Origin of the sequence: Halomonas sp. LC1 (assembly GCF_030247125.1) — a bacterium.
Taxonomy (GTDB): Bacteria; Pseudomonadota; Gammaproteobacteria; order Pseudomonadales; family Halomonadaceae; genus Vreelandella.
Genome location: NZ_JASSPG010000001.1, coordinates 290972 through 313792 on the forward strand (window position 1 = coordinate 290972; position 22821 = coordinate 313792).

The 22821-nt window shown below is 59.0% G+C and carries 25 protein-coding genes; 11 read left to right on the top strand and 14 right to left on the bottom strand.

Features of this window, described 5'->3' with window-relative positions:
- Positions 1-15: 15 nt before the first annotated feature.
- Together QIT27_RS01335 and QIT27_RS01340 are read right to left on the bottom strand one after the other, a co-directional pair.
- Positions 16-1338 carry an ABC transporter substrate-binding protein gene (locus tag QIT27_RS01335; RefSeq protein ID WP_285262647.1) on the bottom strand — a complete coding sequence of 441 codons (1323 nt, stop codon included), beginning with the start codon at positions 1336-1338 and terminating at the stop codon, positions 16-18.
- 164 nt (positions 1339-1502) lie between these two features.
- Positions 1503-2456 (bottom strand): sugar-binding transcriptional regulator, encoded by a 954-nt coding sequence (locus QIT27_RS01340; protein ID WP_159341466.1) that lies wholly within the window; start codon positions 2454-2456, stop codon positions 1503-1505.
- 124 nt (positions 2457-2580) lie between these two features.
- Here QIT27_RS01340 and QIT27_RS01345 point away from each other — a divergent pair, with 124 nt between their 5' ends.
- Entirely contained in the window at positions 2581-2892 is a 312-nt protein-coding gene (locus tag QIT27_RS01345) for a YqfO family protein (RefSeq protein WP_159341465.1), read from the top strand.
- Positions 2893-2897: 5 nt separating this feature from the next.
- Here QIT27_RS01345 and QIT27_RS01350 read toward each other — a convergent pair whose 3' ends face one another.
- Complete coding sequence (locus QIT27_RS01350; protein ID WP_089675368.1) at positions 2898-3455, bottom strand: NUDIX hydrolase; 558 nt, start codon at positions 3453-3455, stop codon at positions 2898-2900.
- Positions 3456-3548: 93 nt separating this feature from the next.
- On the opposite strand from QIT27_RS01350, the gene QIT27_RS01355 reads away from it, so the two are divergent.
- Genes QIT27_RS01355 through QIT27_RS01370 form a run of 4 tightly spaced genes read left to right on the top strand, consistent with a single transcriptional unit; the run spans position 3549 to position 7097 of the window.
- Positions 3549-4220 carry a CoA pyrophosphatase gene (locus QIT27_RS01355; RefSeq protein WP_285262648.1) on the top strand — a complete coding sequence of 224 codons (672 nt, stop codon included), beginning with the start codon at positions 3549-3551 and terminating at the stop codon, positions 4218-4220.
- A complete protein-coding gene (locus QIT27_RS01360; protein ID WP_285262649.1) occupies positions 4217-4885 on the top strand; it encodes a 2OG-Fe(II) oxygenase in 669 nt (222 codons plus the stop codon). Before QIT27_RS01355 ends, QIT27_RS01360 begins: the two co-directional genes overlap by 4 nt.
- A gap of 20 nt (positions 4886-4905) precedes the next feature.
- A complete protein-coding gene (locus QIT27_RS01365; RefSeq protein ID WP_285262650.1) occupies positions 4906-6435 on the top strand; it encodes a PAS domain-containing sensor histidine kinase in 1530 nt (509 codons plus the stop codon).
- Positions 6435-7097 (top strand): response regulator transcription factor, encoded by a 663-nt coding sequence (locus QIT27_RS01370; RefSeq protein ID WP_285262651.1) that lies wholly within the window; start codon positions 6435-6437, stop codon positions 7095-7097. The genes QIT27_RS01365 and QIT27_RS01370 overlap by 1 nt, the downstream gene beginning before the upstream one ends.
- Here QIT27_RS01370 and QIT27_RS01375 read toward each other — a convergent pair.
- Entirely contained in the window at positions 7094-7975 is an 882-nt protein-coding gene (locus QIT27_RS01375; protein WP_502875176.1) for a L,D-transpeptidase family protein, read from the bottom strand. The two genes, QIT27_RS01370 and QIT27_RS01375, sit on opposite strands and share 4 nt — an antisense overlap.
- A gap of 366 nt (positions 7976-8341) precedes the next feature.
- Between QIT27_RS01375 and QIT27_RS01380 the strand changes: the two genes are divergently transcribed.
- Positions 8342-8815, top strand: coding sequence for a PRC-barrel domain-containing protein (locus QIT27_RS01380; protein WP_285262653.1), 474 nt, complete (start codon positions 8342-8344; stop codon positions 8813-8815).
- Between the two features lie 117 nt (positions 8816-8932).
- Here QIT27_RS01380 and QIT27_RS01385 read toward each other — a convergent pair whose 3' ends face one another.
- The 3 genes from QIT27_RS01385 to QIT27_RS01395 all read right to left on the bottom strand — a co-directional run bounded on the left by QIT27_RS01385 (position 8933) and on the right by QIT27_RS01395 (position 11126).
- Positions 8933-9355, bottom strand: a complete 423-nt coding sequence (locus QIT27_RS01385; protein WP_285262654.1) for an OsmC family protein — start codon at positions 9353-9355, stop codon at positions 8933-8935.
- Positions 9356-9464: 109 nt separating this feature from the next.
- The gene (locus QIT27_RS01390; RefSeq protein ID WP_285262655.1) at positions 9465-10334 is read right to left on the bottom strand and encodes an OmpA family protein; all 870 of its coding nucleotides are present in this window, start codon (positions 10332-10334) and stop codon (positions 9465-9467) included.
- Between the two features lie 3 nt (positions 10335-10337).
- The gene (locus QIT27_RS01395) at positions 10338-11126 is read right to left on the bottom strand and encodes a MotA/TolQ/ExbB proton channel family protein (RefSeq protein WP_159341457.1); all 789 of its coding nucleotides are present in this window, start codon (positions 11124-11126) and stop codon (positions 10338-10340) included.
- Positions 11127-11328: 202 nt separating this feature from the next.
- Here QIT27_RS01395 and QIT27_RS01400 point away from each other — a divergent pair, with 202 nt between their 5' ends.
- A complete protein-coding gene (locus tag QIT27_RS01400; RefSeq protein WP_285262656.1) occupies positions 11329-12234 on the top strand; it encodes a DMT family transporter in 906 nt (301 codons plus the stop codon).
- On the opposite strand, the gene QIT27_RS01405 is transcribed toward QIT27_RS01400, so the two are convergent.
- From QIT27_RS01405 to QIT27_RS01430, 6 genes are all read right to left on the bottom strand, one after another.
- Positions 12188-13030 carry an MOSC domain-containing protein gene (locus QIT27_RS01405; protein WP_285262657.1) on the bottom strand — a complete coding sequence of 281 codons (843 nt, stop codon included), beginning with the start codon at positions 13028-13030 and terminating at the stop codon, positions 12188-12190. The two genes, QIT27_RS01400 and QIT27_RS01405, sit on opposite strands and share 47 nt — an antisense overlap.
- Positions 13031-13118: 88 nt before the next feature.
- The gene (gntR, locus tag QIT27_RS01410) at positions 13119-14114 is read right to left on the bottom strand and encodes a gluconate operon transcriptional repressor GntR (RefSeq protein WP_159341454.1); all 996 of its coding nucleotides are present in this window, start codon (positions 14112-14114) and stop codon (positions 13119-13121) included.
- 79 nt (positions 14115-14193) lie between these two features.
- Entirely contained in the window at positions 14194-14694 is a 501-nt protein-coding gene (locus QIT27_RS01415; RefSeq protein ID WP_253017378.1) for a gluconokinase, read from the bottom strand.
- A 57-nt stretch (positions 14695-14751) separates the two neighbouring features.
- Positions 14752-16032, bottom strand: a complete 1281-nt coding sequence (locus QIT27_RS01420; protein WP_159341453.1) for a TRAP transporter large permease — start codon at positions 16030-16032, stop codon at positions 14752-14754.
- A gap of 5 nt (positions 16033-16037) precedes the next feature.
- Positions 16038-16664, bottom strand: coding sequence for a TRAP transporter small permease (locus QIT27_RS01425; protein WP_159341452.1), 627 nt, complete (start codon positions 16662-16664; stop codon positions 16038-16040).
- A 72-nt stretch (positions 16665-16736) separates the two neighbouring features.
- Positions 16737-17810, bottom strand: coding sequence for a TRAP transporter substrate-binding protein (locus QIT27_RS01430; protein WP_159341451.1), 1074 nt, complete (start codon positions 17808-17810; stop codon positions 16737-16739).
- 307 nt (positions 17811-18117) lie between these two features.
- Between QIT27_RS01430 and QIT27_RS01435 the strand changes: the two genes are divergently transcribed.
- The 4 genes from QIT27_RS01435 to QIT27_RS01450 all read left to right on the top strand — a co-directional run bounded on the left by QIT27_RS01435 (position 18118) and on the right by QIT27_RS01450 (position 20475).
- Positions 18118-18567, top strand: coding sequence for a MarR family winged helix-turn-helix transcriptional regulator (locus tag QIT27_RS01435; RefSeq protein ID WP_253016994.1), 450 nt, complete (start codon positions 18118-18120; stop codon positions 18565-18567).
- Between the two features lie 132 nt (positions 18568-18699).
- The gene (locus QIT27_RS01440; protein ID WP_285262658.1) at positions 18700-19125 is read left to right on the top strand and encodes an organic hydroperoxide resistance protein; all 426 of its coding nucleotides are present in this window, start codon (positions 18700-18702) and stop codon (positions 19123-19125) included.
- A 235-nt stretch (positions 19126-19360) separates the two neighbouring features.
- Entirely contained in the window at positions 19361-20221 is an 861-nt protein-coding gene (yghU, locus tag QIT27_RS01445; protein ID WP_253016992.1) for a glutathione-dependent disulfide-bond oxidoreductase, read from the top strand.
- Between the two features lie 23 nt (positions 20222-20244).
- Positions 20245-20475: a DUF2798 domain-containing protein gene (locus QIT27_RS01450; protein WP_253016990.1), complete on the top strand. Its 231-nt coding sequence runs from the start codon at positions 20245-20247 to the stop codon at positions 20473-20475.
- 96 nt (positions 20476-20571) lie between these two features.
- Here the strand turns inward: QIT27_RS01450 and QIT27_RS01455 are convergent, their stop codons facing one another.
- Positions 20572-22683 carry a TonB-dependent siderophore receptor gene (locus QIT27_RS01455; RefSeq protein WP_285262659.1) on the bottom strand — a complete coding sequence of 704 codons (2112 nt, stop codon included), beginning with the start codon at positions 22681-22683 and terminating at the stop codon, positions 20572-20574.
- Between the last annotated feature and the right edge of the window lie 138 nt (positions 22684-22821).

Here is a 22821-nt window from a genome sequence, read left to right on the forward strand (position 1 = left end):
AGGCGCAGGAGTGCATTAACGTTCGATGTAGCCCGCCCGCTGCATCGTGCGCTCAGTAGCACGCTGGGCGCTATCTAGCGCCTGCTCAACCGACGTATCGCCGGTCAGCGCCGCCGCAATGGTTTGGCCTACCTGAGTGCCAATCGATTGGAACTCAGGAATACCCACAAACTGCACGCCCACATAGGGGTTCGGCTCTAGGCTAGAGTCGGTGGGGTCGGCCTCTTTAATGGCGTTCAGTACGAAGCCAGCAAACGGCGCGGCTGAGGTGTACTGCTCGTTAGCGTAGGTGGATTCACGAGTGCCCGGCGGTACGCTGGTCCAGCCATTAGTCTCACCGACAAGCTCGATATACTCTTCAGAAGTGGCCCAGGTAATGAACGCTTGAGCTGCCTCTTTATGCTCAGAGGAGGCTGGGATAGCCAGTGCCCAAGACCACAGCCAGTGGGAACCTTTGGGAGTTTCCGCGATGGGCGCGGGTGCAAAGCCAAGCGTCCCGGCTACGTCGGATTCGCTCTCATCGTAGAGCTTGCCTGCCGCCGAGGTGGCATCGACCCACATGGCGCAGTTACCGCGTGAGAAGAGCGCGAGGTTCTCGTTAAAGCCGTTGGAGCTGGCGCCTGGCGGACCGTATTTGCTGAGCAGGTCTACGTAGAACGAAATCGCGTTATTCCACGCCTCAGAGTTCAGCTCCGGATTCCACTGCTCATCAAACCAGCGGCCGCCGAAGGTGTTCACCAGCGTCGAGACGAAGGCCATGTTCTCGCCCCAGCCCGGCTTGCCGCGCAAACAGATACCCGCCAGGCCCTCTTCGCTACCGTGGAGCTGTTCGGCCCAGTCGCGCACCTGCGTCCAGGTGGGCTGCTCGGGCATCTCGATACCTGCCTGCTCAAACAGATCGGTGCGGTAATACATCATCGAGCTTTCCGCATAGAACGGCAGGGCGTGCAGCGTGCCGTCCAGGCTTAAGCCGTCGCGTACCGATGCCAGCAGATCGTCTTCGTTGTAGTCATCGGGCAAGCTGTCTAGCGGCTCTAGCCAGCCGCGTTCCGCCCAGATGGGCACTTCATAAGTGCCGATGGTCATCACGTCGAACTGCCCACCGCCGGTGGCAATATCCGTGGTCATACGCTGACGCAGCACGTTCTCTTCCAGCACCACCCAGTCCAGCGTGATATCCGGGTGCGCTTGCTCAAAGGCATCGGTCAGGCTCTGCATGATGACCATATCGTTATTGTTCACCGTGGCGACGGTGATCTCGGTTTGAGCCTGGGCTTGGCCAGCCACCGCAATGGCGGCCGCTAGGGTCGTGACGGGCAAATGACGCGCGAGACGCATACAGCACTCCTCTTGGCAAATATTGGCATTGTTGTTGCCTTGATCTTATTGATCACCAACCGAACAAATGATCGTATGCGAGCCAAAAAAAAGCAAAGCTTGCCGCGTTAGACTTTACGCTAATTCATTCAATCGCTTGCATGTTGCAACCGCGAAGATAGCGCTCACTCCATCGCCTCGAGGATATGCCGCGCAGCGATCTCATCGGTGATCAAGCCCTTCAGCCAGCCACCGCGCAGTGCGGCTAAAATGGCAGGCGCTTTATCCCGGCCACCGGCAATCCCCACCATGAGGTGCTTCCCAAAACGCTCCAGCGGCAAGCTGGTAACCCGTCGGGTAATCGAGCAATCGATCACCTCTCCACGCCGGTTCAGCGGCCAACCCAGTAGCTCTCCCACCGCTTCGCGGCCCAGCAGCTCATCTAGCTCACTTTCGCTAATGAAGTGGTCTTGAAAAAGCGTGGCCTGGCGGTCAATACGGCCAATGCCGATAAACGCCGCCTCTGACTCTCGCGCTACATCGGCTATCGCTTTGAACAAGCGCTGGGACAGCATGGCCTCTTTTTCCGCCAGCGACTCCGCCACTACGGGGGCAGGCAATAAAAAGCGCTCGCCACCGGTTTTATCCGCCAGCACCATCACGGCGTCGTAGCGGTTGGCGGAGCCATCCCGTGCCACGTTGCCCACCAGCGAGACAAACCGATGCTGCGGCCGCTCCACGCGGCTTAGCGCTTCCACTGCCGCACGTACTGAACGCCCGGTCCCCAGCGAGAGCGTCAGCGGCTCGCTGCGCTCCACCAGCCGCGCAATGCGCTCGGCCCCCGCCACGGCCAGATAGTACGCGCCGCTTTCGGGGGCCTGGGTGTCCGCAGGCACCACGTCGCAGTAGGCCAGCTGAAAGCGCTCCCGCAGCGCGCTGCCCAGCGCCATACAGGTGGAAATGGGGTGATCGATATGCACTTTTACCAACCCCTCTTGGCGCGCCAGGGCCAGTAAGCGCTGGACGCCAGGGCGTGAGACGCCAAGCTGAGTGGCAATCTCATCCTGGGTCATGCCGCCCACATAGGACATCCAGGCGGCCCTGGCTGCTTGGTCGAGCTTTACTTCAAACTTATCCATGGAGAGGGTCGCCGCCTTGTCGTTAAAAAAACCTCATCATACAAAGCCTTCGCCAAGACCAGTAGTGTCCTATCCGCTAACATAAGCGCCTGACGACGTATCCCGATGCACAGAGGTCGCTGCTATGTATAAACTTGCGTTTTTCGTTCCCATTGAGAATGCCGACAGCGTCAAACGCGCCGTCTTCGACGCGGGTGCCGGTCGAATCGGCAACTACGAGCATGTTTGCTTTCAGACCCGAGGCACCGGTCAGTTCCGTCCGATGGCAGGCGCCGAACCGCATATCGGACAGGTCGGCACGCTAGAAACCGTCGAGGAGTTCAAGGTCGAGCTGGTCTGCGCCGACGAGCATATTCAGGCCGCTATTGCCGCGCTCAAACTGGCGCATCCCTATGAAGAAGTCGCCTACGACGTGTGGCAGCTCGCCGACCTTTAAGACGACTAGGCGCTACCCACATAGCGCTCGCGATCTTCGGGCGTGATTTTACTGATATGCAGCGGAAACACGGCGTTTTCGCGGTCGGCAAAGTAGTGGCGCAGCGTGCGCTCGATGGTGGGGAAGGCCAGCGCGTCCCAAGGAATCTCGTGCTCCTCGAATAGCGCCACCTCCAGGCTCTCTGGCCCGGCACCAAAGCCGCCCACCAAATCCGCGCGAAAGATCATATAGACTTGGTTGATATGCGGAAGATCGATCAGCGTGTACAAGTCGCCCAGCGTGACCTCAGCGAAGGCTTCCTCCCAGGTTTCCCGCGTGGCGGCCTGCTGGGTGGTCTCGGCGTTCTCCATGTACCCCGCCGGTAGCGTCCAGTACCCTTTTCGAGGGGAGATCGCTCGCTTGCAGAGCAGCACTTTGGAGCCGCTCACCGGCAGCGTACCCGCCACGATGCGAGGATTTTGATAGTGGATCGTGCCACAGCCGTCGCACAGGTAGCGGGGGCGGTCGTCTCCCTCGGGAACGGCAAACCGGACTTTCTCACCACACTGACTACAAAAGTTCATCGCGTTTTCTCTACGGCTGGTGGGTCGAGGCATCAACGTGCTTGACGATGATCACCGTGGCTGGGTAAAAGAGAGCAAAGTAAAGAGACTCCTATGTTAGAGAAACTGCACAAACGGCTGCAACAGCATACCCCTCAACGGCTAGACCATGTAGCACTGCCGGAAGCGGCCGTGCTCATGCCGATTGTTGAGCGCCCTGCCCCCACCCTACTGTTTACTCGCCGAGCCAGCCACTTGAATACCCACCGTGGCCAAGTCGCTTTTCCTGGCGGTAAACGTGAACCGGGTGACGCTGATCTATATGCCACGGCGTTGCGGGAAGCAGAAGAAGAGATTGCGTTAGCCCCTGGCCTGGTACAGCCCCTGGGGCGGCTGTCGGACGTCATTTCGCTGCACGGCATTCGCGTGACGCCCTGGGTGGGTATCATTCCGCCGGACCTACCGCTGGTGGCGGACCCCGCGGAGTTGGACGCCATTTTCGAAGTCCCGCTCAGCCACTTTTTAGACGACCAGCGTACCCATACCGATGTGATCACCGTCGATGGCGTTGCCCACTACGTGCCCAGCTATCACGTCGATGGCCACGTGATCTGGGGCTTATCTGCGATGATGCTGGTGGAGCTGCTGGCCGAGGGGTTTGGTATGGAGATTGACCTGTATCAGCGCCCGCCCGGTGCTCTGTGCCACTACCCTGAACGTCGTACCCCGACTAGCCGACGCTCGGCCAACGCCGAGCGCGCGCCCGTGACGAGAACCACGAAATGATTGCTTCGCCTGACATCGACACCCCGGCCCTCGATCCCCACGCCCACCTAGCGCTGGTAGACGCGCTGGTGGAACAGGGGTGGTATGTAGGTAAAGGCGTGATCGACCCGGCGCTTTGCCAAGCGCTGCACCGGGAGATTCATCAGCTGGCCGAGCTGGACGCCCTGGACGAGGCGGGTATTGGCCGCGGCCAGCAGCATCACTTGCGCAAAGACATACGCGGCGATGCCATCCACTGGCTAGACCGAGAAAGCGACGCCCAACGCCGCTATCTGGATGCCATGGCATCGCTACAGCAGTCTCTCAACCAAGCGCTGTTTCTGGGTCTGTTCGAGTACGAGGCCCACTTTGCTCATTACCCTGCCGGTGCCTTCTACCAGCGTCACCTAGACAGCTTTCGCGGGCGGGCCAACCGCGTGATTTCTACTGTCGGCTACTTGAATCCCGACTGGCCGAGCGACGGCGGCGGTGAAATGGTGATTTATCATCCGGATGACCCAACGCTAGAAGTGGCCCGCGTGGTGCCCGAAGCCGGCACCTTTGCCTGCTTTTTATCGGAAACCATTCCCCACGAAGTGCTGCCCACTCGCCAGCCCCGTGCCAGCATTGCGGGCTGGTTCCGCCGCAACGCATCGATGGGCGGCGTGTTGGACCCTGCGCGCTAAATGATGAGCGAGACGTGTCCGTGAGTGCTGACAGAGCGGCCGCCCTGGCGGCGAAAGTAGCGGCCCTGGAAGCGCGCAACGCCGCACTCGAGGAGGAAAAGCGCCACTATCAGTGGCTGGCCGAAAGCACCACGGACCTGATCTCCCGTCACGCCCGGGACGGCACGTTTTTGTATGCCTCTCAGGCCGCGCGGGAGCTGCTGGGCTATGAACCCGACGAGCTCATCGGCGTCTCCGCGTACCAGCTGTTTCACCCAGCCGATTTGAGCGACCTGCTCAACAAGTCGCCGCGGGTGTACTACCACGACGGCTTCTATCAGCAAACCTACCGGTTCCGCGCCAAGGCGGGCCATTACGTATGGTTCGAAACCACCAGCCGCACTCGGCGGGACGCCGAGACTGGCGAATTGATCGATATCCTCTGCGTCTCCCGAGACGTCGGGCGTCGTATCGAGGCCGAAGCCACTCGGGAGCGTTTGGCACAGGTGGTTGAATCCACCACCGACTACGTGCTGTTTTTAGGGCCCAACCTGCGGGTATTCAGCGCTAACGAAGCCGCTCGCCGCTGCTTTGCCTTGCCCAACGAAGCGTCCACTGCGCTCAGTGAGCTATACCAAGCCGAGTCGCTGTGCTTGTTAAATGAGGTGGTGTTTCCCGCCGTGGAGCGTTACGGCTCCTGGAGCGGGGAATTGGAGATGCGCACCGAGCACGGCAGCGTACCGGTGCTCAGCGTGGTACTGGCCCACCGCAGTCGGGGAGCCGAGCCTGGCCACTACGCCCTGGTCAATCGCGATATTAGCGCTCGAAAAGCCGCCGAATCCCAAGCGCGTCGCCATCAAGAGCAGATTGCCCACGCTAACCGGTTAGCCGCCGCAGGCGAGCTTGCCTCCAATATCGCCCATGAGCTAAACCAACCTTTAGGTGCCATTGCCAACTATACCAGCGGCGCGCTGCTCAAGTGCCAACAGCAGCCCACACCGCTTGCCAGCGAGCTACAGCTGCCTCTGGAGCGCATTGACGAGCAGGTACAGCGCCTTGCTCAGCGGCTGCGTCATCTGCGCAGCTTCGTCCGTAAGCGCAGCCATCACGTGCGCCCACTGGCGCTGGCCGAGGTGGTCGCGGCTGCCTGTCGCCTCTGTGAGTGGCAGTATCAGCAAGCATCGATCGAGCTCGTGGTACGCCTGCCCGATACGCTGCCGCGCGTCTACGCCGACCCGATTGCCCTGGAGCAGGTCATCGTGAACTTACTGCTGAACGCGCTGACCGCTAGCCGCCGAGTGAACGACGCCAAGGTGGTCTTCATGAGCGCCCGGCGAAGCGGCCAGCGCCAGATCACCCTAAGCGTTGAGGACGAGGGGCCGGGGGTTGAAAAAGCGCACCAGCAGACCATTTTTGACGCTTTCTTCACTACCCGCGAGGAAGGGTTGGGCATGGGGCTGGCCATTAGCCGCACGCTCATGGAGAGTATGGGCGGCGCCCTCTCTTTGCGCGACGAGAGTGCCAGGGGCGCCTGTTTTGACGTATCACTGCGAACGGAGACCGATGCCTAATGCCCTCGCCTACTCCTTTATCGACGCCCCCTAACGTCATTGCGGTGATTGACGACGACGACGCCCTGCGTGACTCTCTTGTCTGGCTGTTGGAATCGGTGGGGCTCACCCCCCGCGCCTTCGCCAGCGGTGACGCTTTTTTTGCGGCCTCCCACGATGACTTAGGCGCTCTAATGCTGGACGTGCGCATGCCGGGCATGAGCGGGCTGCAGGTGCAGCAACGGCTAGTCGACCAGCAGGCCCGCCTGCCGATCATCATGATGACCGGGCATGGCGACGTGCCCATGGCGGTGGCGGCGCTAAAAAATGGCGCGTTCGAGTTCATCGAAAAGCCTTTCAACCACCAGCAGTTGATCGACGTCGTGCAGCGAGCGCTCAGCAGTGCCGAGCAGCAGCACCAACGCCAGCAGTCGATAGCGCAGCTAAAAGCCTGCTTCGAGACGCTTCGCCCGAAAGAGCAGCGCATTGTGGGGCACGTGGCGGAGGGGATGACGAGCAGGGAAATCGCCGACCATATGGGGATCAGCGCCAAAACCGTCGAGGTGTATCGGCTGCGGGCGATGAAGACGATGGGAGCGGCCAATGTGGCCGCCCTCGTGCGTCAGGCAGTGGCACTGTCGCTAGTGCCCGCACTTCCTCCTGCCCCAGGGACGCGTGATTAGCTCAGCGGTACGATCTGGCCGTTGGCTTCTTCCAACACGCGGCTCACCTGCTCGTAGTTGGCACGACCTTCCCCTTTATGCTCTTCGATCAGGCTCACCACGTTCAACAGCGTTTCCATGCCAAAGGCCTGCTCATCGGTCGCCGTGAACGCCTGAATGTAGGCATCGTCATTGGCTCCCCAGCCGAGCTTGATGGGCGCGTCGATGATGTTCACCTGGGTGCCCACCGGGACACGCCAAAATACCGACTCGATATCCTCCGGGTGCATACGGATACAGCCGCGGCTAGCGCGCATGCCAATCCCATCCGGCTGGTTGGTGCCGTGGATCAGATAACCGGGAATATCCAGCAAAATGGCATACTGGCCCAACGGATTGTCTGGGCCGGGCGGAACGACCGCAGGCGGAGGATCCCCCCGCTCGGCTGCCTCGCGACGGATCGACTCAGGCGGATACCACGCAGGGTTTTCCAAACGCATGGTGGTTTCGGTGATACCGAGCGGCGTATTGTAGGCATCGCGGCCAATCCCGATCGGATAGGTTTCGACGCGGGGCGCTTCTCCGTCTTCGACCTCGGGATAGTAGTACATCCGCAGCTCGGCCACGTTGATTACGATCCCGGTGCGAGGTTCATCAGGCAGAATGAACTGGCTGGGGATGGTGACCTCGGTGCCCTCGCCCGGCACCCAGATACTGACATCCGGATTGGCCATGCGGATCTCTTCGTAGCCCACGTTATGCTCCCGGGCGATATCCAGCAGCGTATCCTCTTCGCTGGCGGTGACGGTATATACCTCACCGACCATGTTGCCTGATTCGGGCAACAGAAATTGGCCTTTCGGCAGTTCGGCGTCACTGGCCATCGCGCTGGCCGTCATCAGCCAAGTACTGAGTGCCACAACGCCACTGGCTAAGCGCTGTTTCAACGGCTGAAACGACAGTAAGGGGGCAGTCAGGGTCATGAAGTCTCCTTTATATGCAGCCACCGCGCTGCGGCAAGCCTGGATGGCTATGAATATGCCCAGCCACGGGCAGCGGGTCAATTCGCCAGACTGTCGCAGCGCGTTTAACGTCGCCGCCGCTCTTTCTTGATATGGATTAAGAGTGCGCCCTAATGATTGCAAAGAGGGCTTCAACGCCTACCTTGAGAAGTGTCCCTGCACAGCGAGGTGCCGGGACACTTCGGACGAAAAGAGGTGCCACTCGCGGGTGCCCTCTTCATCACCACGCAAGGAGCAATCACGATGAAACCGACTTTTCTCACGACCCTCATTCTTCCCGCCCTGATGGCCACGGCAGGCATCGCTCAAGCCAATGAGGGCAGCACGGGTACGGAAGCGTCTTACCTGACCAATGCCCCAGACAACACTTTCCACTCCGATTCGCTGACGGGCAATCAAGTACGCAGCAGCGTTGAAAACGACGAAGACATCGGCACCATCAACGACTTGATCATCGACGAGGATGGCAAAATCAACGCCGTGGTCGTCGGTGTAGGCGGTTTCCTGGGAATGGGCGAAAAGAATGTCGCCATCGAGTGGGACTCCCTGGAACTGACGAAAGGCGAGGACAATGAGGAGTACGTGATTTCCGTCAACGCCTCTGAAGAAGCGCTACAGGATGCGCAAGCGTACGAGCGCGAGGGAGACCTGCACACGGAGCGCGATACCGAGATGAACAATAGCGACGAAAACACCATGGACGAGACACAGAGCTAATCTCGTCATTGGGTTTTCTAGCAGCCATTGCTCGCAAAAAGGGCCTTGCCACTTGGCAAGGCCCTTCTCGTCTTCAGGGCAGTGCGGCGGGAAAGCCGCTGCCCAGGGGCAAAGGTATTAGCCTTTCAGCTTGGCTGACATCGTGATGTCAGCTTTGAGAACCTTGGAGACCGGGCAGTTGGCCTTGGCGGTTTCTGCGGCTTCCTGGAAAGCGGCGTCATCGGCACCGCTCACGTTGGCTTCCACGTCCAGGTGAATGCTGGAAATATCGAAACCCGCATCGCTTTGTGACAGCGTGACGCGCGCCTGGGTATCGATCGCATCGGCCGTGTAGCCTTTCTCGCCCAGAATCATCGACAGCGCCATGGAGAAACAGCTGGCGTGTGCGGCGCCAATCAGCTCTTCGGGGTTAGTGCCCGGTTCGCCTTCGAAACGCTGCTTGAAGGAGTAACCTGCATCCAGGACACCGCTTTCAGTGGCGACCTTACCTTGGCCATCTTTCAGACCACCTTCCCAATGTGCGCTTGCTTTACTATCCATTCTGTTCTCCTTTCCTAGGGTAGTGTGCTTCTCGCAGGGTGAACGCAGGGTTACGTTCGGTGCTTGTTCAGCGTAGCTGATTCTAGGCGGTGATTCTACGACCCTCGTCTTACGGTGCGCTGATCGTCGCCAACGATGGCGACGCCTCCGAAGCACTGGCCTGCAACGACTGCGTGGAGCGCTCACCGCGATCATCGAAGGGCGCGCTAGCATCGATGGTCAACTCGACCCGGCGATTCGCGGCCCGCCCTTCTGGCGTATCGTTGGCGGCAAGCGGCCGCGTTTCGGCAAACCCTTGGATGATCAAACGCCCGGGGGCAATGGCACCGGAATTCACCAGGACGTTGGCTACCGAAGCGGCGCGCATCGCCGACAGATCCCAGTTACTGCGAAACTGCGCGGTGCGAATAGGGACATCGTCGGTATGGCCATCAATCGAGACGGTACCGGTCAACTCCCCCAACAGCACGGCAAGCTCCTGCAGCAAGCTGGCAAACGCGGGGGTCACCGTAGCGGTTCCCGAGTCGAACGTGCCGTTTTCGGCAATGCGTACCACCACGCGGTACTCATCCACCGTAATCTCCGCTACGCCTTCAGGCAGGGCGTCTTCGAGCAGCGACTCGACGCTGCCAGCCACTTGCAAGCTGCGCTGTCGCTGCTGGGTTTCCAGCATGCTACGCATCGACTCCAACTGCGGCTGCTGTTGCATGGTACGCTGGCGCACCTCTTCGATGAGCGTTCGGTCCGGCGTCGCAGGGGAGAAGTTTTGCATCACCGCACTCGTTCCCATGGGAATCTGCATGGCTTCGATGTCCCGCTGCACCCCAAAGGCTTTGGACAGCTCGTCCGCCACGCGGCGAAACTTCTGCGCGTCGATTTCGGCAAACGACAGCAGCAGCACGAAGAAGCACAGCAGCAGCGACATCAGGTCGGCGTAGGTCACCATCCATGCGGGAATGTTGGTCTGCTTTTGTGCCATGGCCTACGTTCGCTCGCTTGCCGCACCGCGCTCTTCGCTGCTCTCGGCAGTGCGATGCTCTGGCGGCAGATAAATGGTCAGCATCTGTTCGAGTACCCGCGGGTTTTTGTCGCCCTTGATGGCGAGAAGCGCATCTATCCAAAGCTCCTGCATTTTGGATTCTTGGTTCATGCGCACCCAAAGCTTGTCGGCCAGGGGGGTGGCGATCATCGTTGCGATCATCGCGCCATACAGCGTGGTGAGCAGCGCGACTGCCATGGCGGGGCCGATGAGGGAAGGGTCTCCCATATTCGAGAGCATCTGCACCAGCCCCACGAGCGTGCCGATCATGCCCATGGCGGGCGATACTTCACCGAGCGCGGAGAAGACTTGGCCACCGGCTTCGTTACGCTCGAGCGTCAGTAGGCGCTCTTTCTCCATCATCTCCTTGATCATGTCGGCACTAAAGCCATCGGCCAGCATTTGTAGCCCTTTCTTCAAGAACGGAGAGTTTACGTCTCGGCTTTCCAGCGCAATCATGCCTTCTCGACGGGCGACCTTAGAAAGCTCCACCAACTCGTCGATACTCTCTTGAATACTGGGTAACTGAAACTTGAAGGCCCGCGCCGCTGCTTTAAACGCAAACTTGAACTGTGTGATGCTGAACTTGGCGAGCACCACGAATAAACTGCCGCCCACCACCAATAAAAGCCCGGTAGGGTTCATAAACACTTCCGGCGACGTGCCCATGATGACAGAGGCACCTACCAGCACGGCAGCTCCTACCAAGCCAATCAGCGTTGCGAGATCCACGGCGTTTCCTCAACGAGTATCCATTGCCCTACTACGATTGGCTGAGACAGTAGAGACTCCCACCATAGGCGTCAACGCCAAATTCGTGACATGACAAATATTGACAAATCTATTTACTGACTTGTACATACTTCGCTTTCATACGCTTTATGGATAAGCTGACGGCCACTCAACCCCGTGGTTTTTTACGTAAGGACACACCATGTCATCGGCCGATGCGCTGCGCCTTTTATTACTCTCTTCGTTATGGGGGCTATCGTTTATCTTCATGCGGGTCGCAGCGCCCGAGTTTGGCCCTCTGCCGCTGGTGTTGGTGAGAATGGGGATTGGCGCCCTACTGCTGCTACCGCTGCTGTTGAGCCTGCATTACGTGCGTCTGATCTGGCAGCACAAAGGGCCGCTGCTGCTACTGGGAGTGGTCAACCATGTCTTGCCTTTCTCGCTGCTGGCACTAGCGACGACGCGGTTAGAGGCGGGGTTTACGTCACTGATTAACGCCACCACGCCGATTTTTACCGCGCTGTTAGGGGCCGCCTTCTTTGCGACGCCCGTGCAACGCCAGCAGTATCTGGGGTTGGCGCTGGCGCTATTGGGCGTCTATGTGCTCTCCGCCAACCGGCTGGACTTCGGTTTGGGCGGCGATGGCTGGTTCATCATCGCCGTACTGGGTGCGACGTTCTGCTACGGCTTGGCGGGCAACTACTCCAAAACGCGCCTTAGCCACTTGCCTACCCGGGTACTTGCCGCTGGCAGTAGCGCCATGTCGGCGCTGGTGTTACTCCTTCCTGGCGTGCTGCTATGGCCTAGCGAGCCCATCAGCCCCCTGGCGTGGGCCAACGCCCTGGCACTGGCCATGCTCAGCACGACGCTCGCCTTCTTGCTGTACTTTGGTTTACTGGCAAGCGCCGGGGCAACGGCGGCGTCGACGGTGACGTTTCTCGTCCCCGTCAGTGCCCTGCTGTGGGGCTATTTGCTACTGGATGAAACGCTGAGCCTACAGGTCGTCACGGGTATGGTGATTACTCTACTGGGCACCGCGATTGCCACGAAGCTTTTGCGCTTCAAGCCTCGCGGGGCGTTACGGACACCGCATCCCCCACACGAATGACGCTGCCTTCACCCGCCGTTAACGTGGCGTTTTGACCAAAGTGCGCGCCTTTCAAATGAGGCTGGGTATTCAACGCCAAGAGCGTTTTGAGCGGCTCGGCCTGAGTGGGAATCGTGCCTGTGTGCTGATCGACGGTAGTGATCTTGCAGCGTTGGCAGGGTTTGCGCAGGGTGAGTTGGTAGGTGTCACTCTCGATTGTTGCCCAGCGATCCTCTTGCCAAGCCTCGTCGGCGTCTACCACGATATTGGGGCGAAACCGGTTCATGGGTACCGGTGTATTGCCTCCCGCCACCAGCGCGCTGTTCAACGCATCCAGGGAACCGGTGGTGGTGATCAAAAAGGGGTAGCCATCAGCGAAGTAGGTGTGGGCTTCCCCCCCTGCCAGAAAATCCTCTTCCACCGCTCGGGTAAAGGTCGTGGCGAAGCGGACCAGGCTAATGCCTCGGGCCTGCTCACCCAGCGCAGCCTCCAACCATTCGGACACTGCCTCGCTCTCCGGCAGCGCTTTACAGTGATCATTCCATACCGATACCAGCCTCAGGTTACCCCCGGGCTCTGCCAACGAGATGGATATCGGCTCGACGCTGGGGTGAGAGAGCACCAGGGCTGCCGACGTCAACGCCACAGATACCGTCGCCAGCGCGGGCAGCTGCCGCTGGGTGACAAAGCGCTGCTGGGCATCCACCAGCATCCACCGGCGGTCCCAAGCAAGGCCGTGGGCATGAACCTCGCTCTGGGTCACATCGATCCCCTGCAGGGATTTCACCGGGTAAACCGTTAATTGCGTAATCTTCACAGCGGCCTCGTACGCTTTGGGCATGGCAGAATGAATCGCTAGCCTAACGGGGTTATCGTAAGCAGCCAAACAGTTTTTAGCGCGGACGTTAAAGCGTGCTCCCTGCCTCGATGCGGTATCCCAAATCCACCACTTTCTGCTCCAGCGCCTCGCCACGAATGCGCGCCAGTAGCGTCTTGGCAGCCGCTTTACCGATGGCTTGACGAGGAGTCACGACACTCGCCAAGCGTGGCGTCATCGCCTGCCCAACGTCGTGACCATGGAAACCGGCAATGGCCATCTGCTCTGGCACGGCAATGCTCTGGCGCAGGCACTCGAAATAGGCCCCCACGGCGACGTCGTCGTTGGTACAAAAAATGCCGTCCGCGTCGGGGTAGTCGCGCTGAATTTCCTGCATCAACGCGGCACCCACGGTGTAAGAGGAGCGCTGACTGCTCTGCAGCGTCACGGGGGTAAGACCCCGCTCTTCCATGGCTTGACGATACCCCAGCTCGCGCTGACGGGTACGCTCATCGAGCCGAACGGCGAGGTAGATCACCTGACGACGGCCGCGGCGAATCATCTCGCTGACCATGTCGTAAGCGGCACGAACGTTGTCGTAGCCCACCGCCTGCTGCAGCGGCGGACGGTGGGTATCCATGATCTCGACGATGGGAATACCCGCCGTTTCCAGCATGCGCAGGCTGCGCGGCGTGTGGTCACGATCGGATAGAATCACCCCATCCACATTATAGGAGAGCAGCGAGGCAAGGCTGCGCTCCTCCAGTTCCTGACTGTAGCCGTAGTGGGAGAGCATCAAGTGATAGCCCGCAGGCTCGGTGTAGGCTTCGATCCCCACGATGACGTCGGCAAACACCTGGTTGGTCAGCGAAGGAACCAACACGCCGATGGAGTGGCTGGTGGCACGGGAAAGCAGGTCGGGGGCGCGATTGGGGATGTAGCCAATTTGCTCGGCAATGCTGAAAATGCGCTCTCGAAGACCTTCCGACACCGTTTCCGGGTCGCGCAAACAGCGGCTGACGGTCATTTTGGTGGCACCAACGCGATCAGCAATATCTTGTAATGTAGGGCGTTTTTTCTTCAATGGCGTCGCTGCCTTGTACAGTGGATGGCGCTCGGGCCCTACCATAACGAATAGCAGGGCCCGTCGCCTATCCCTCCCTTTAGCCTAATGAGCGGTGCGGCTCTGGCACGAGCGTGGCACGAAAACGCTCGACGATCACTTCGGGCGTCAGGCTGATGGAGAGCGTCACGGCCTCATCTGCCTGGGGCGGTTCCAAATCGGCCAGTTGGCTGGCCAACATGCTGTCGCCCTTGAAAAAGTGCCCGGCGCGCGTTTCCAAGCGCTCGCGTAGCAGCGCTTGGGTGCCTTCTAGATACAGGATACGCAGCGCGCTATCCCCTTCTCGCAGACGGTCGCGGTAACGCCGTTTGAGGCCGGAACAGGCAATCACCACCGATTCGTCCCGCGACTTGTAATCGGCAAACAGCCCAGCCAGGGTCGCCAGCCAGTCGCGGCGGTCATCGTCGTTCAGCGGCGTCCCACTGGCCATCTTGGCCACGTTGGCGGGCGAATGATGATCGTCGCCATCGATGAACGTGGCCCCCACACTGGCCGCTAGCTGCTGACCAATGTGCGACTTGCCCGACCCAGAGACGCCCATGACGAGAATACGATGCGAGCCGTTATGAGCTGAGTAAGTAGTCACACGCGACTCCTATCAGTTACCGCGTACGGCGGTGAGGTCAGGTAACCAAGTCACGATGCTTGGGAAGGCAATCAGCAGCACCAGCACGACCAGCAGCGCCGCGTAGTAAGGCAGCATGGCTTTGACCAGCGATTCCATGGAGACCTTGCCCACGCCACAGCCCACATAGAGGCAGGTGCCCACCGGCGGCGTGAGTAGGCCAATCCCCAGGATGAAGGCCATCAGCACGCCAAAGTAAGCGGCATCCACCCCCACCGAGGTGACGATAGGGGCCAGCATCGGCGCCATGATGACCATGGCCGGCGTCAGGTCCATCACAAAGCCGACGAGCAGTAAAAGAGCCGCCACGATCAACAGCAGTAGGAACGGCTCCTGGGTGATCGCCTGAACCTGACGCACCAGCGTTTGCGGCACCATGTTGATGGTCAAGAACCAAGCAATGACGGTGGCAAAGGCCAGGAGCATCATTACCATGCCCGTCAGCCTGGCCGTGCGAATCAGCATGCCCATGAGTTCACTGAGCTTGAACTCCCGGTAGACCAAGAGCGAAATCGCCAGCGAATAGAGCAGCGCCGCCACAGCGGCTTCTGTTGCAGTGAACACGCCGCCAATAATGCCGCCAATCACGATCACCGGCAGCACCAGGGCCAGCCACGCGTCTTTGAAGGCTTTCCACAGCACGTCCCAGCGGAATTTACGCACCCCGCCACCCTGTTTGTTGGCCAAAATGAAGGTGGTCACCATCAAGGCCGCGCCGATCAGCAGCCCCGGGACGATACCGGAGATGAACAGACGGCTAATGGAGGTTTCCGTGACGATGCCGTAAAGAATCAGCGGGATGGAGGGAGGAATAATGATCCCGATCACCGACGAGACGGTGTTAATCGCCGTGGCGTTGGCAGCGGTGTAGCCCTGCTGCTTCATGGAGGGAATCATCATCGAGCCGGTGGCCGCCGTATCGGCCACCGCCGAGCCGCTAATGCCGCCAAAGAACATCGAGCCAGTGATCGCCACTTGCCCCAGGCCACCGCGCATGAACCCCACCAGCGCACCGGCCAGTTCCATCAGACGGCGCGCGATGCCGCCGTTACTCATCACTTCACCGACCAAGATAAAGAACGGAATGGCCAGCAGCGGGAAGCTATTCACCCCACGGATGGACTGCTCGATCATGATGGAGAGCGGAATATCGGACAGTACCGCCATCACCAGCGCCGCTACCCCTAAACCAAAGGCGATAGGCAGGCCAATGATGATCGACACGAATAAAATAATGAGAAAAATCCATAGCATGACGCTTACTCCCCTTGCGCGTTAGCCGAAGGGCCATGTGGTTGAACAATGACGCGCACGCTCATCCAAACCCGCCACAGCGATACGGCAGCGATAAAGATGACACACAGCACGAGGGAAAGACTGACCAAACTCAGCGGCACTCCCATGATGGCCGAGCGACCGCTGGAGCGCGCCAGAACCTGATAGCCACCAAATATCATGACCAGCATCAGGCCAGTAATAATCAGGTGCTGCAGGCAGTAGAGCATATGCGCCAAACGCAGCGGCAAACGCCGCACCAGTGCATCCACGGCAATGTGCTCATAGCGGGCGAACGCGGCCGCTGCACCAATGAAGACCAGCCAGATGAATAGCATGCGCGCCAGCTCGTCGACCCAAGGCAGCGAGTGGTTGAACAGCGAACGGCCCACCACATTGCTCGACACCGCCACGATCAACGCGACCAAAATCGCGCCAATCAAATACTCCATGCCAAGCGTTAACCAGCGAAACAGCGCCGGACCCTGGCGCGTTTCGGTATCGATTTCCAGCAGCTTGCGATTGGGATCGTCCAGGTAGACCGACGGATCTTCCATCGCGGGCGCTTTCAAAGAGGATTCAGCATTGGAAGGTGTTGAGGAGGGTGTCATAAGAACTCCAAGGGGCACTGACAAGTCGGGCAGGCACAATGGCCTGCCCGATGGCGCGCTTAATGGTGCGTATTAGTTGCTGCTGTCTTCGACGATCTGCTGAATTTCAGCGATCAGATCTTCGCCAATGCGCGGCGCCCACTCTTCGTAAACGGGCTGCACGGCGTCTTGAAACGCGGCAAGCTGCTCATCGCTCAAGCGAGTGATCTGCATACCACGCTCTTCTAACTGCTCACGAGACCAGTCGTCGTACTCAGCGGAGAGCTGAATTTCGTATTCAGCAGATTGACGCGCAGCTTCCAGTACCAGCTCTTGATACTCGGGTGCCATACGGTCCCAGGTACGCTCGGACAGCATCATGATGAACGGGGTGTAAACGTGGCGGGTTTCGGTGCCGTAATCCTGCACTTCATTGAAGTTGGAGGTCAGGATGGTGCTCCAGGGATTCTCCTGACCATCGACGACGCCCTGCTCTAGCGCAGAGAAGAGTTCACCAAAGGCCATCGGCGTGGGGTTAGCACCGAGGGCTTCCCAAATCGCCAGGTGCACCGGGTTCTGCATGGTACGTACGCTCAAACCGCGAACGTCCAGGCCTGCCACGTCTTCCGGCGACTCCACCGGGCGTGCGCTGTTGGAGAGCTGGCGGTAGCCGTTCTCGGAGAGGGCCAACGCTTTCAGGCCAGTACCTTCGAACTTATCCAGCATTTCCTGAGCCACGTCGCTCTGCATGACGGCCATGGCGGCTTCACGGCTGGGCAGCAGGAACGGCAGGTCAAAGACGGAGAGCTCTTCGACGTAGCTGGTGGTGGCCGAGCTGGAGGGATACGTCATATCCAGCGTACCGGTCTGCAGCATTTCCATCATTTGAACGTCGTCACCCAACTGGCTGTTGGGGAACACGTTGACCGTAATGCGGCCTTCGGTACGCTGCTCCAGAATTTCGCCAAAGTACTGGCTAGAGAGAAACTGCGGAGACGTTTCCGATAGGCCAATGCCCATACGAAGCGTATGGCTACCGTGGTCGGCCACGATATCCCCTTCGATGGCCGGCGGGTCGGAAAGCTCGGGGCTCTGGGCATGCGCCATGCCAAAAGTCAGGGTCGTTGCGCCCACTAGGGTAAGCGTGCTGCGCCAAATCGCTGTCATGACGTTATCTCCAAACATTCATTGTTGTTAAATGATGAGCGGTTGAGTGCTGGGTTGCTGAGCGTTTATCTGCCAACGGGCTAATGGCCTTTTATTAGCATGATCGAATAACGCCGCCGCATGAATGTTGCCGCTAACCAGCGGTTTCACACTTTCTTTGTTACCGGTAACATTCAATAAGCGAAGGCTAGCGACCGCTAGGCGGGGTGTCAAAACAAAACTGCTAACTTACGACCAACGTCTAGGGATAGCCACTCATCGTCTGGCGCGCTACATTACTGGCTATGCATCCCGTCCTGGAGTCCACATGCCTGCGTTAGACCCTTGCAGCGAATTGGAGCTCGATCATCAGCTCTGTTTCGCCCTCTATTCAACGTCGTTGACGATGACCAAGATCTACAAACCGCTTTTGAAAGAGCTAGGGCTGACCTACCCACAGTACCTTGCCATGCTGGTGCTGTGGCAAGAGGATGGCATTACCGTTGGCTCATTGAGTAAGCGGCTGCTCACCGACCCCGGCTCGCTGACCCCGTTGCTCAAGCGCCTGGAAGCGGATCAGCTGCTGCGCCGTCAGCGCAGTGTGCAGGATGAGCGCGTCGTCGAGCTGTTCCTGACTGATAAAGGCCATGCGCTGCGCGAGCAGGCGCGCCATATTCCAAGCTGCATCGTCAATGCGAGCGAGAAATCGGTGGAAGCCTTGACGCAACTCAAAGAGGATCTCGTTCAACTGCGCGACAGTCTGCAAAAAGCGAAATAGACACGGTCGTTTCGCCAGCGGAACATACTTTTATGGCAATTAACTTGCGCGCAAAATAAAGCTGGACTAAATTAAAACCCGTTTTGCATCAACGCGTCACACACCCAACGATTGATGAACAGGAGATACCCGATGTCGATTGAAACGATTGCTTATCGTGCCCACGCCCATGCGACTGGCGGCCGTGAAGGCCATGCCAAATCCTCCGATGGCGCGCTGGACGTCAAACTGAGCACACCAAAAGAGCTGGGTGGCGCAGGTGGCGACGGCACCAATCCTGAGCAGCTATTCGCAGCGGGCTACTCCGCCTGCTTCCTGGGCGCGCTGAAGCACGTGGCCAGCCAGGAAAAAGTCAAGCTGCCTGCTGATACACAGATCGATGGCAGCGTGGGCATTGGTGCCATCCCCACGGGCTTCGGCATCGAAGTGGAGCTAAAAATCAGCTTGCCGGGTCTTGAGAAGGATGTCGCGCAGGCGCTGGTCGATAAAGCGCATATTGTCTGCCCTTACTCTAACGCGACCCGTGGCAACATCGACGTCACCTTGACGCTGGTGTAAACCGCCTTCCCCGCCACCTTGCCTATCGGCAGGGTGGCGGCTGTGTGATCTTTCCCACTTCTCTCTTGCCGTGCTGACTTCGCCGCGGCCTTCCCTTCACCACCCCGCATATTTTTATTTAACGAACTCAAGGTCTACCCTTGTACCCAGGTTTTACGTCCCCATAAACCAGGGACAACTTAGCAAGCTAGGCAATTGGCACTGCTCTTTTCACCTGTTCAACAGCGAGGCTACTATGAGCGATACGACCTACACGCCACCACGGGTATGGAAATGGGAGCCGGGTAACGGCGGCAAGTTTGCCAATATCAACCGTCCGGTGGCAGGCGCGACCCACGAACAGCCGCTGCCCGTTGGCAAACACCCCTTACAGCTCTATTCGTTGGCGACACCCAACGGCGTCAAAGTAACGGTCATGCTCGAAGAGCTGCTCGAAAAAGGCGTCACTGCCGCCGAGTATGATGCTCACCTGATCCAAATTGGCGAAGGCGACCAGTTTGGTAGCGGCTTCGTTGAGGTCAACCCCAACTCGAAGATTCCAGCACTGATGGATCACAGTGTGAACCCGCCCCAGCGCGTATTCGAATCAGGGGCCATCTTGCTTTATCTCGCCGAGAAGTACGGTGAATTCCTGCCGTCGGATCCTGCCAAGCGTACCGAGTGCCTCTCTTGGCTGTTCTGGCAAATGGGCAGCGCACCGATGTTGGGCGGCGGCTTTGGTCACTTCTACGCCTACGCGCCAGAGAAGTACCAGTACCCGATCGATCGCTACACCATGGAAGTCAAACGTCAGCTAGACGTGCTGGACCGCCACCTCGCCGACAACCGCTTCATGGCGGGCGACGAGTACACCATTGCCGACATGGCGATTCACCCCTGGTACGGGGCACTGGTCAAAAACCGCGTGTACGACGCCGCTGAGTTCCTCGAGGCACACACCTATACGAATGTGCTGCGCTGGACCGAAGAGATTGATGCCCGCCCCGCAGTACAGCGTGGCCGCATGGTAAACCGTACCTGGGGTGAACCCAGCGAGCAGCTTCACGAGCGTCACGACGCTAGCGACTTCACTGAAAAAACCGAAGACAAGCGTTAATTCGCGTATTAGGAAAACGCACGATGTTCGATCCGAAATACGCCCAGCTGATATTTTCATGCCTGATGGCGCTGTTCATGTCATGCATCATGTCGCTGGTGATTACGCTGTATAACGTGGGACTCGTCGAAGGGATCGTGATGATTTGGCTCAAGGCGTGGCTGTTTGCCTTTGCCGTCGCGCTGCCGGTGATCAACCTAGTCTCCCCCATCGTGCGGCGGTTAGTGAAGCTACTGATCAAGCAGCCACACTAATCGTCGACACACGAAGAGACCCAAAAAGAGAACGGGGCCTGCTCATCGCAGGCCCCGTCGTTTTATGTGGCAACCAGCCACCGTATGTCGCGCGTATTAAAACTGATAGCGCACGTTGGCCGTAACGCTGCGGCGGTCGCCGTAGCCACAGTCGCCGCCGTCATAACGGCACCAGGAGACATACTCTTCATCCGTGGCGTTTTTCAGGTCCACCGAGAAGTCCCACTCGCCCATGGTGTAACCCACCATCGCATCATACAGCGTGCTGGAAGGCACCACGGGCGCACCGCCAGACCCCACGTTGTCGCCGACATAACGAACGCCCGCCCCAATACGCCAGTGACTACCCACATACAGTCGGTTCCACCAGGAAGCCTGCTCTTCGGCCACGTACGGTAACCGCGTACCGGTACTGTCGTTGGTGGCGTTCAAGTTGGTGTAGGCGAGCTGGGTTTCGAACTGCTGCCAGCGCTTGTTCACCTGCAGTTCCCAGCCATCGACCACGGCACCTAGCTGCTCTACGCCGCCTGGGGTAACGCCGTCGCTAATACGGTTTTGCTGCGTGATGTCAAAGTAGGCGGCACTCACGGCCAGCGATTGATCTGGAGAGACGTACTTGAAGCCAACTTCTTCTTGGTCGCCGGTCGTAGGTTTCAACGGGCTCGGATTGGCCGTTCCGTCGGTGCCCAGGTTCATGGCGAACGCTTCCGAATAGCTCACATAGGGCGAGAAGCCGTTATCGAAACGGTACATCAGCCCCACGCGCCCCGTGGTTTCGCCCTCATCGCTCACCGTATCCGGTCCAGACAGCGCCAGCGTGCGGTTCTCTGCCCAGTCACGACGCAGGCCTGCGGAGACGACCACGGGCCCTACTTCGATGTGATCCGCCAGATACACGCCCACCTGTTCGATTTCATTATCCGGGCGGTCGGTGGGGTTCAGTGAGTCCAGCTGCAGGTTGCCATACTGGGGGTTGTAGACGTTGAACTGACCTCCACCTCCCGTGACATAACTGTAGTTATCCTGAGACCAGCGGGCGTCCTGACGGTCGATGCCTGCAATGAGGGTGTGCTGAGTATTGCCAAGCGCGAACTCGCCTTCCAGCCGGGCATCCATATTGAGAATGCGCGTTTCGGCATCGGCGGTGAAGATGGTGCGGTTGACGTTACCGTCGGCATCGGGAACGCTCGGAATATCGATCCAGTGTTCGCGGGTTTCGGTGCTGGAATCGGTGTAGCGCGCGGTGGCTGCAAAGGTCCAGTCATCGTGGAGCTGGTGATCGACGAATAGCGTCGTTTCGGTTTTTTCGCGGTCATAACGATCCCAGCCGGGCTCGCCCACGAACCGCTCAGAGCCAATGAACCCACGCGACCCTGGCTCCAACGTGCCCGCCTGGGGCAGAAACTGCGCTGATACCTGGCCTTTGTTTTCCTGGCGATTGAGCAGCAGCGTAATGCTGGTCTCGTCGCTGGGACGCCAAGTAAACGACGGCGCAAACAAGTAGCCATCATCCTCGACGTAATCGACTTGGGTGTCGCTATCACGGGTCAATGCCACCAAGCGATACAGAAATTCACCGTCCTCATCTGCCGCGCCGGTGACATCCAGCGCCAGCTGCTTGCGGTCATAGGAGCCGTACTGCGCCCACACTTCTCCGCTGCTCTCCTCTTGAGGCAGTTTCGAAACGCCGTTGATGATGCCGCCTAGATCCGCTTGGCCATAAAGCATGGAAGATGGCCCACGTAGGACCTCGACGCTCTCGAGTGCGTATACGTTGGTACGCACGGTGTTGTAAGAGCCATACACCTGGCGCAAGCCATCCAAATAGCGACCTGCGTCTAGCCCGCGCACTTTGGCACTGTCGCCACGGGTGTCGAAGCCAAAGTTGCCTGCATACACGCCGGGGGTATACAGCAGCGCATCCTGAATGTTTTTGGCACCGCTATCCTGGATGAACTCTTGGTCGATGACGGACATGGCGTAAGGCTGCTCGGCCAGCGGCACATCCAGCTTGCCGACGCTGGGTTCGCGTTCGGCATCGCTGTAACCAAAGCGGCCCGCTGCGTCAGCAGTGACTTCTACCGTTTCCAGATTAACGCGGTCAGAGGCATTTTCTTGTGCGCTAACAGCCGATACCGAAGTGGCAGACGCTAAGGCGACCGCGACGCTCAGCGCCCGCAGTCGAAAGTGAGGAGTGGTTTTCATCATGTTAGATCCCGGAGCAAATATTAATATTAATGATAGTAATTTTTATTCACGGGAAATATAGGGAGTTGTACAAACGTTGTCAATGACGCCGAATGGCTAGTTGAAACGCAAGCGACGATGCGTTAAACGCAAACGCTT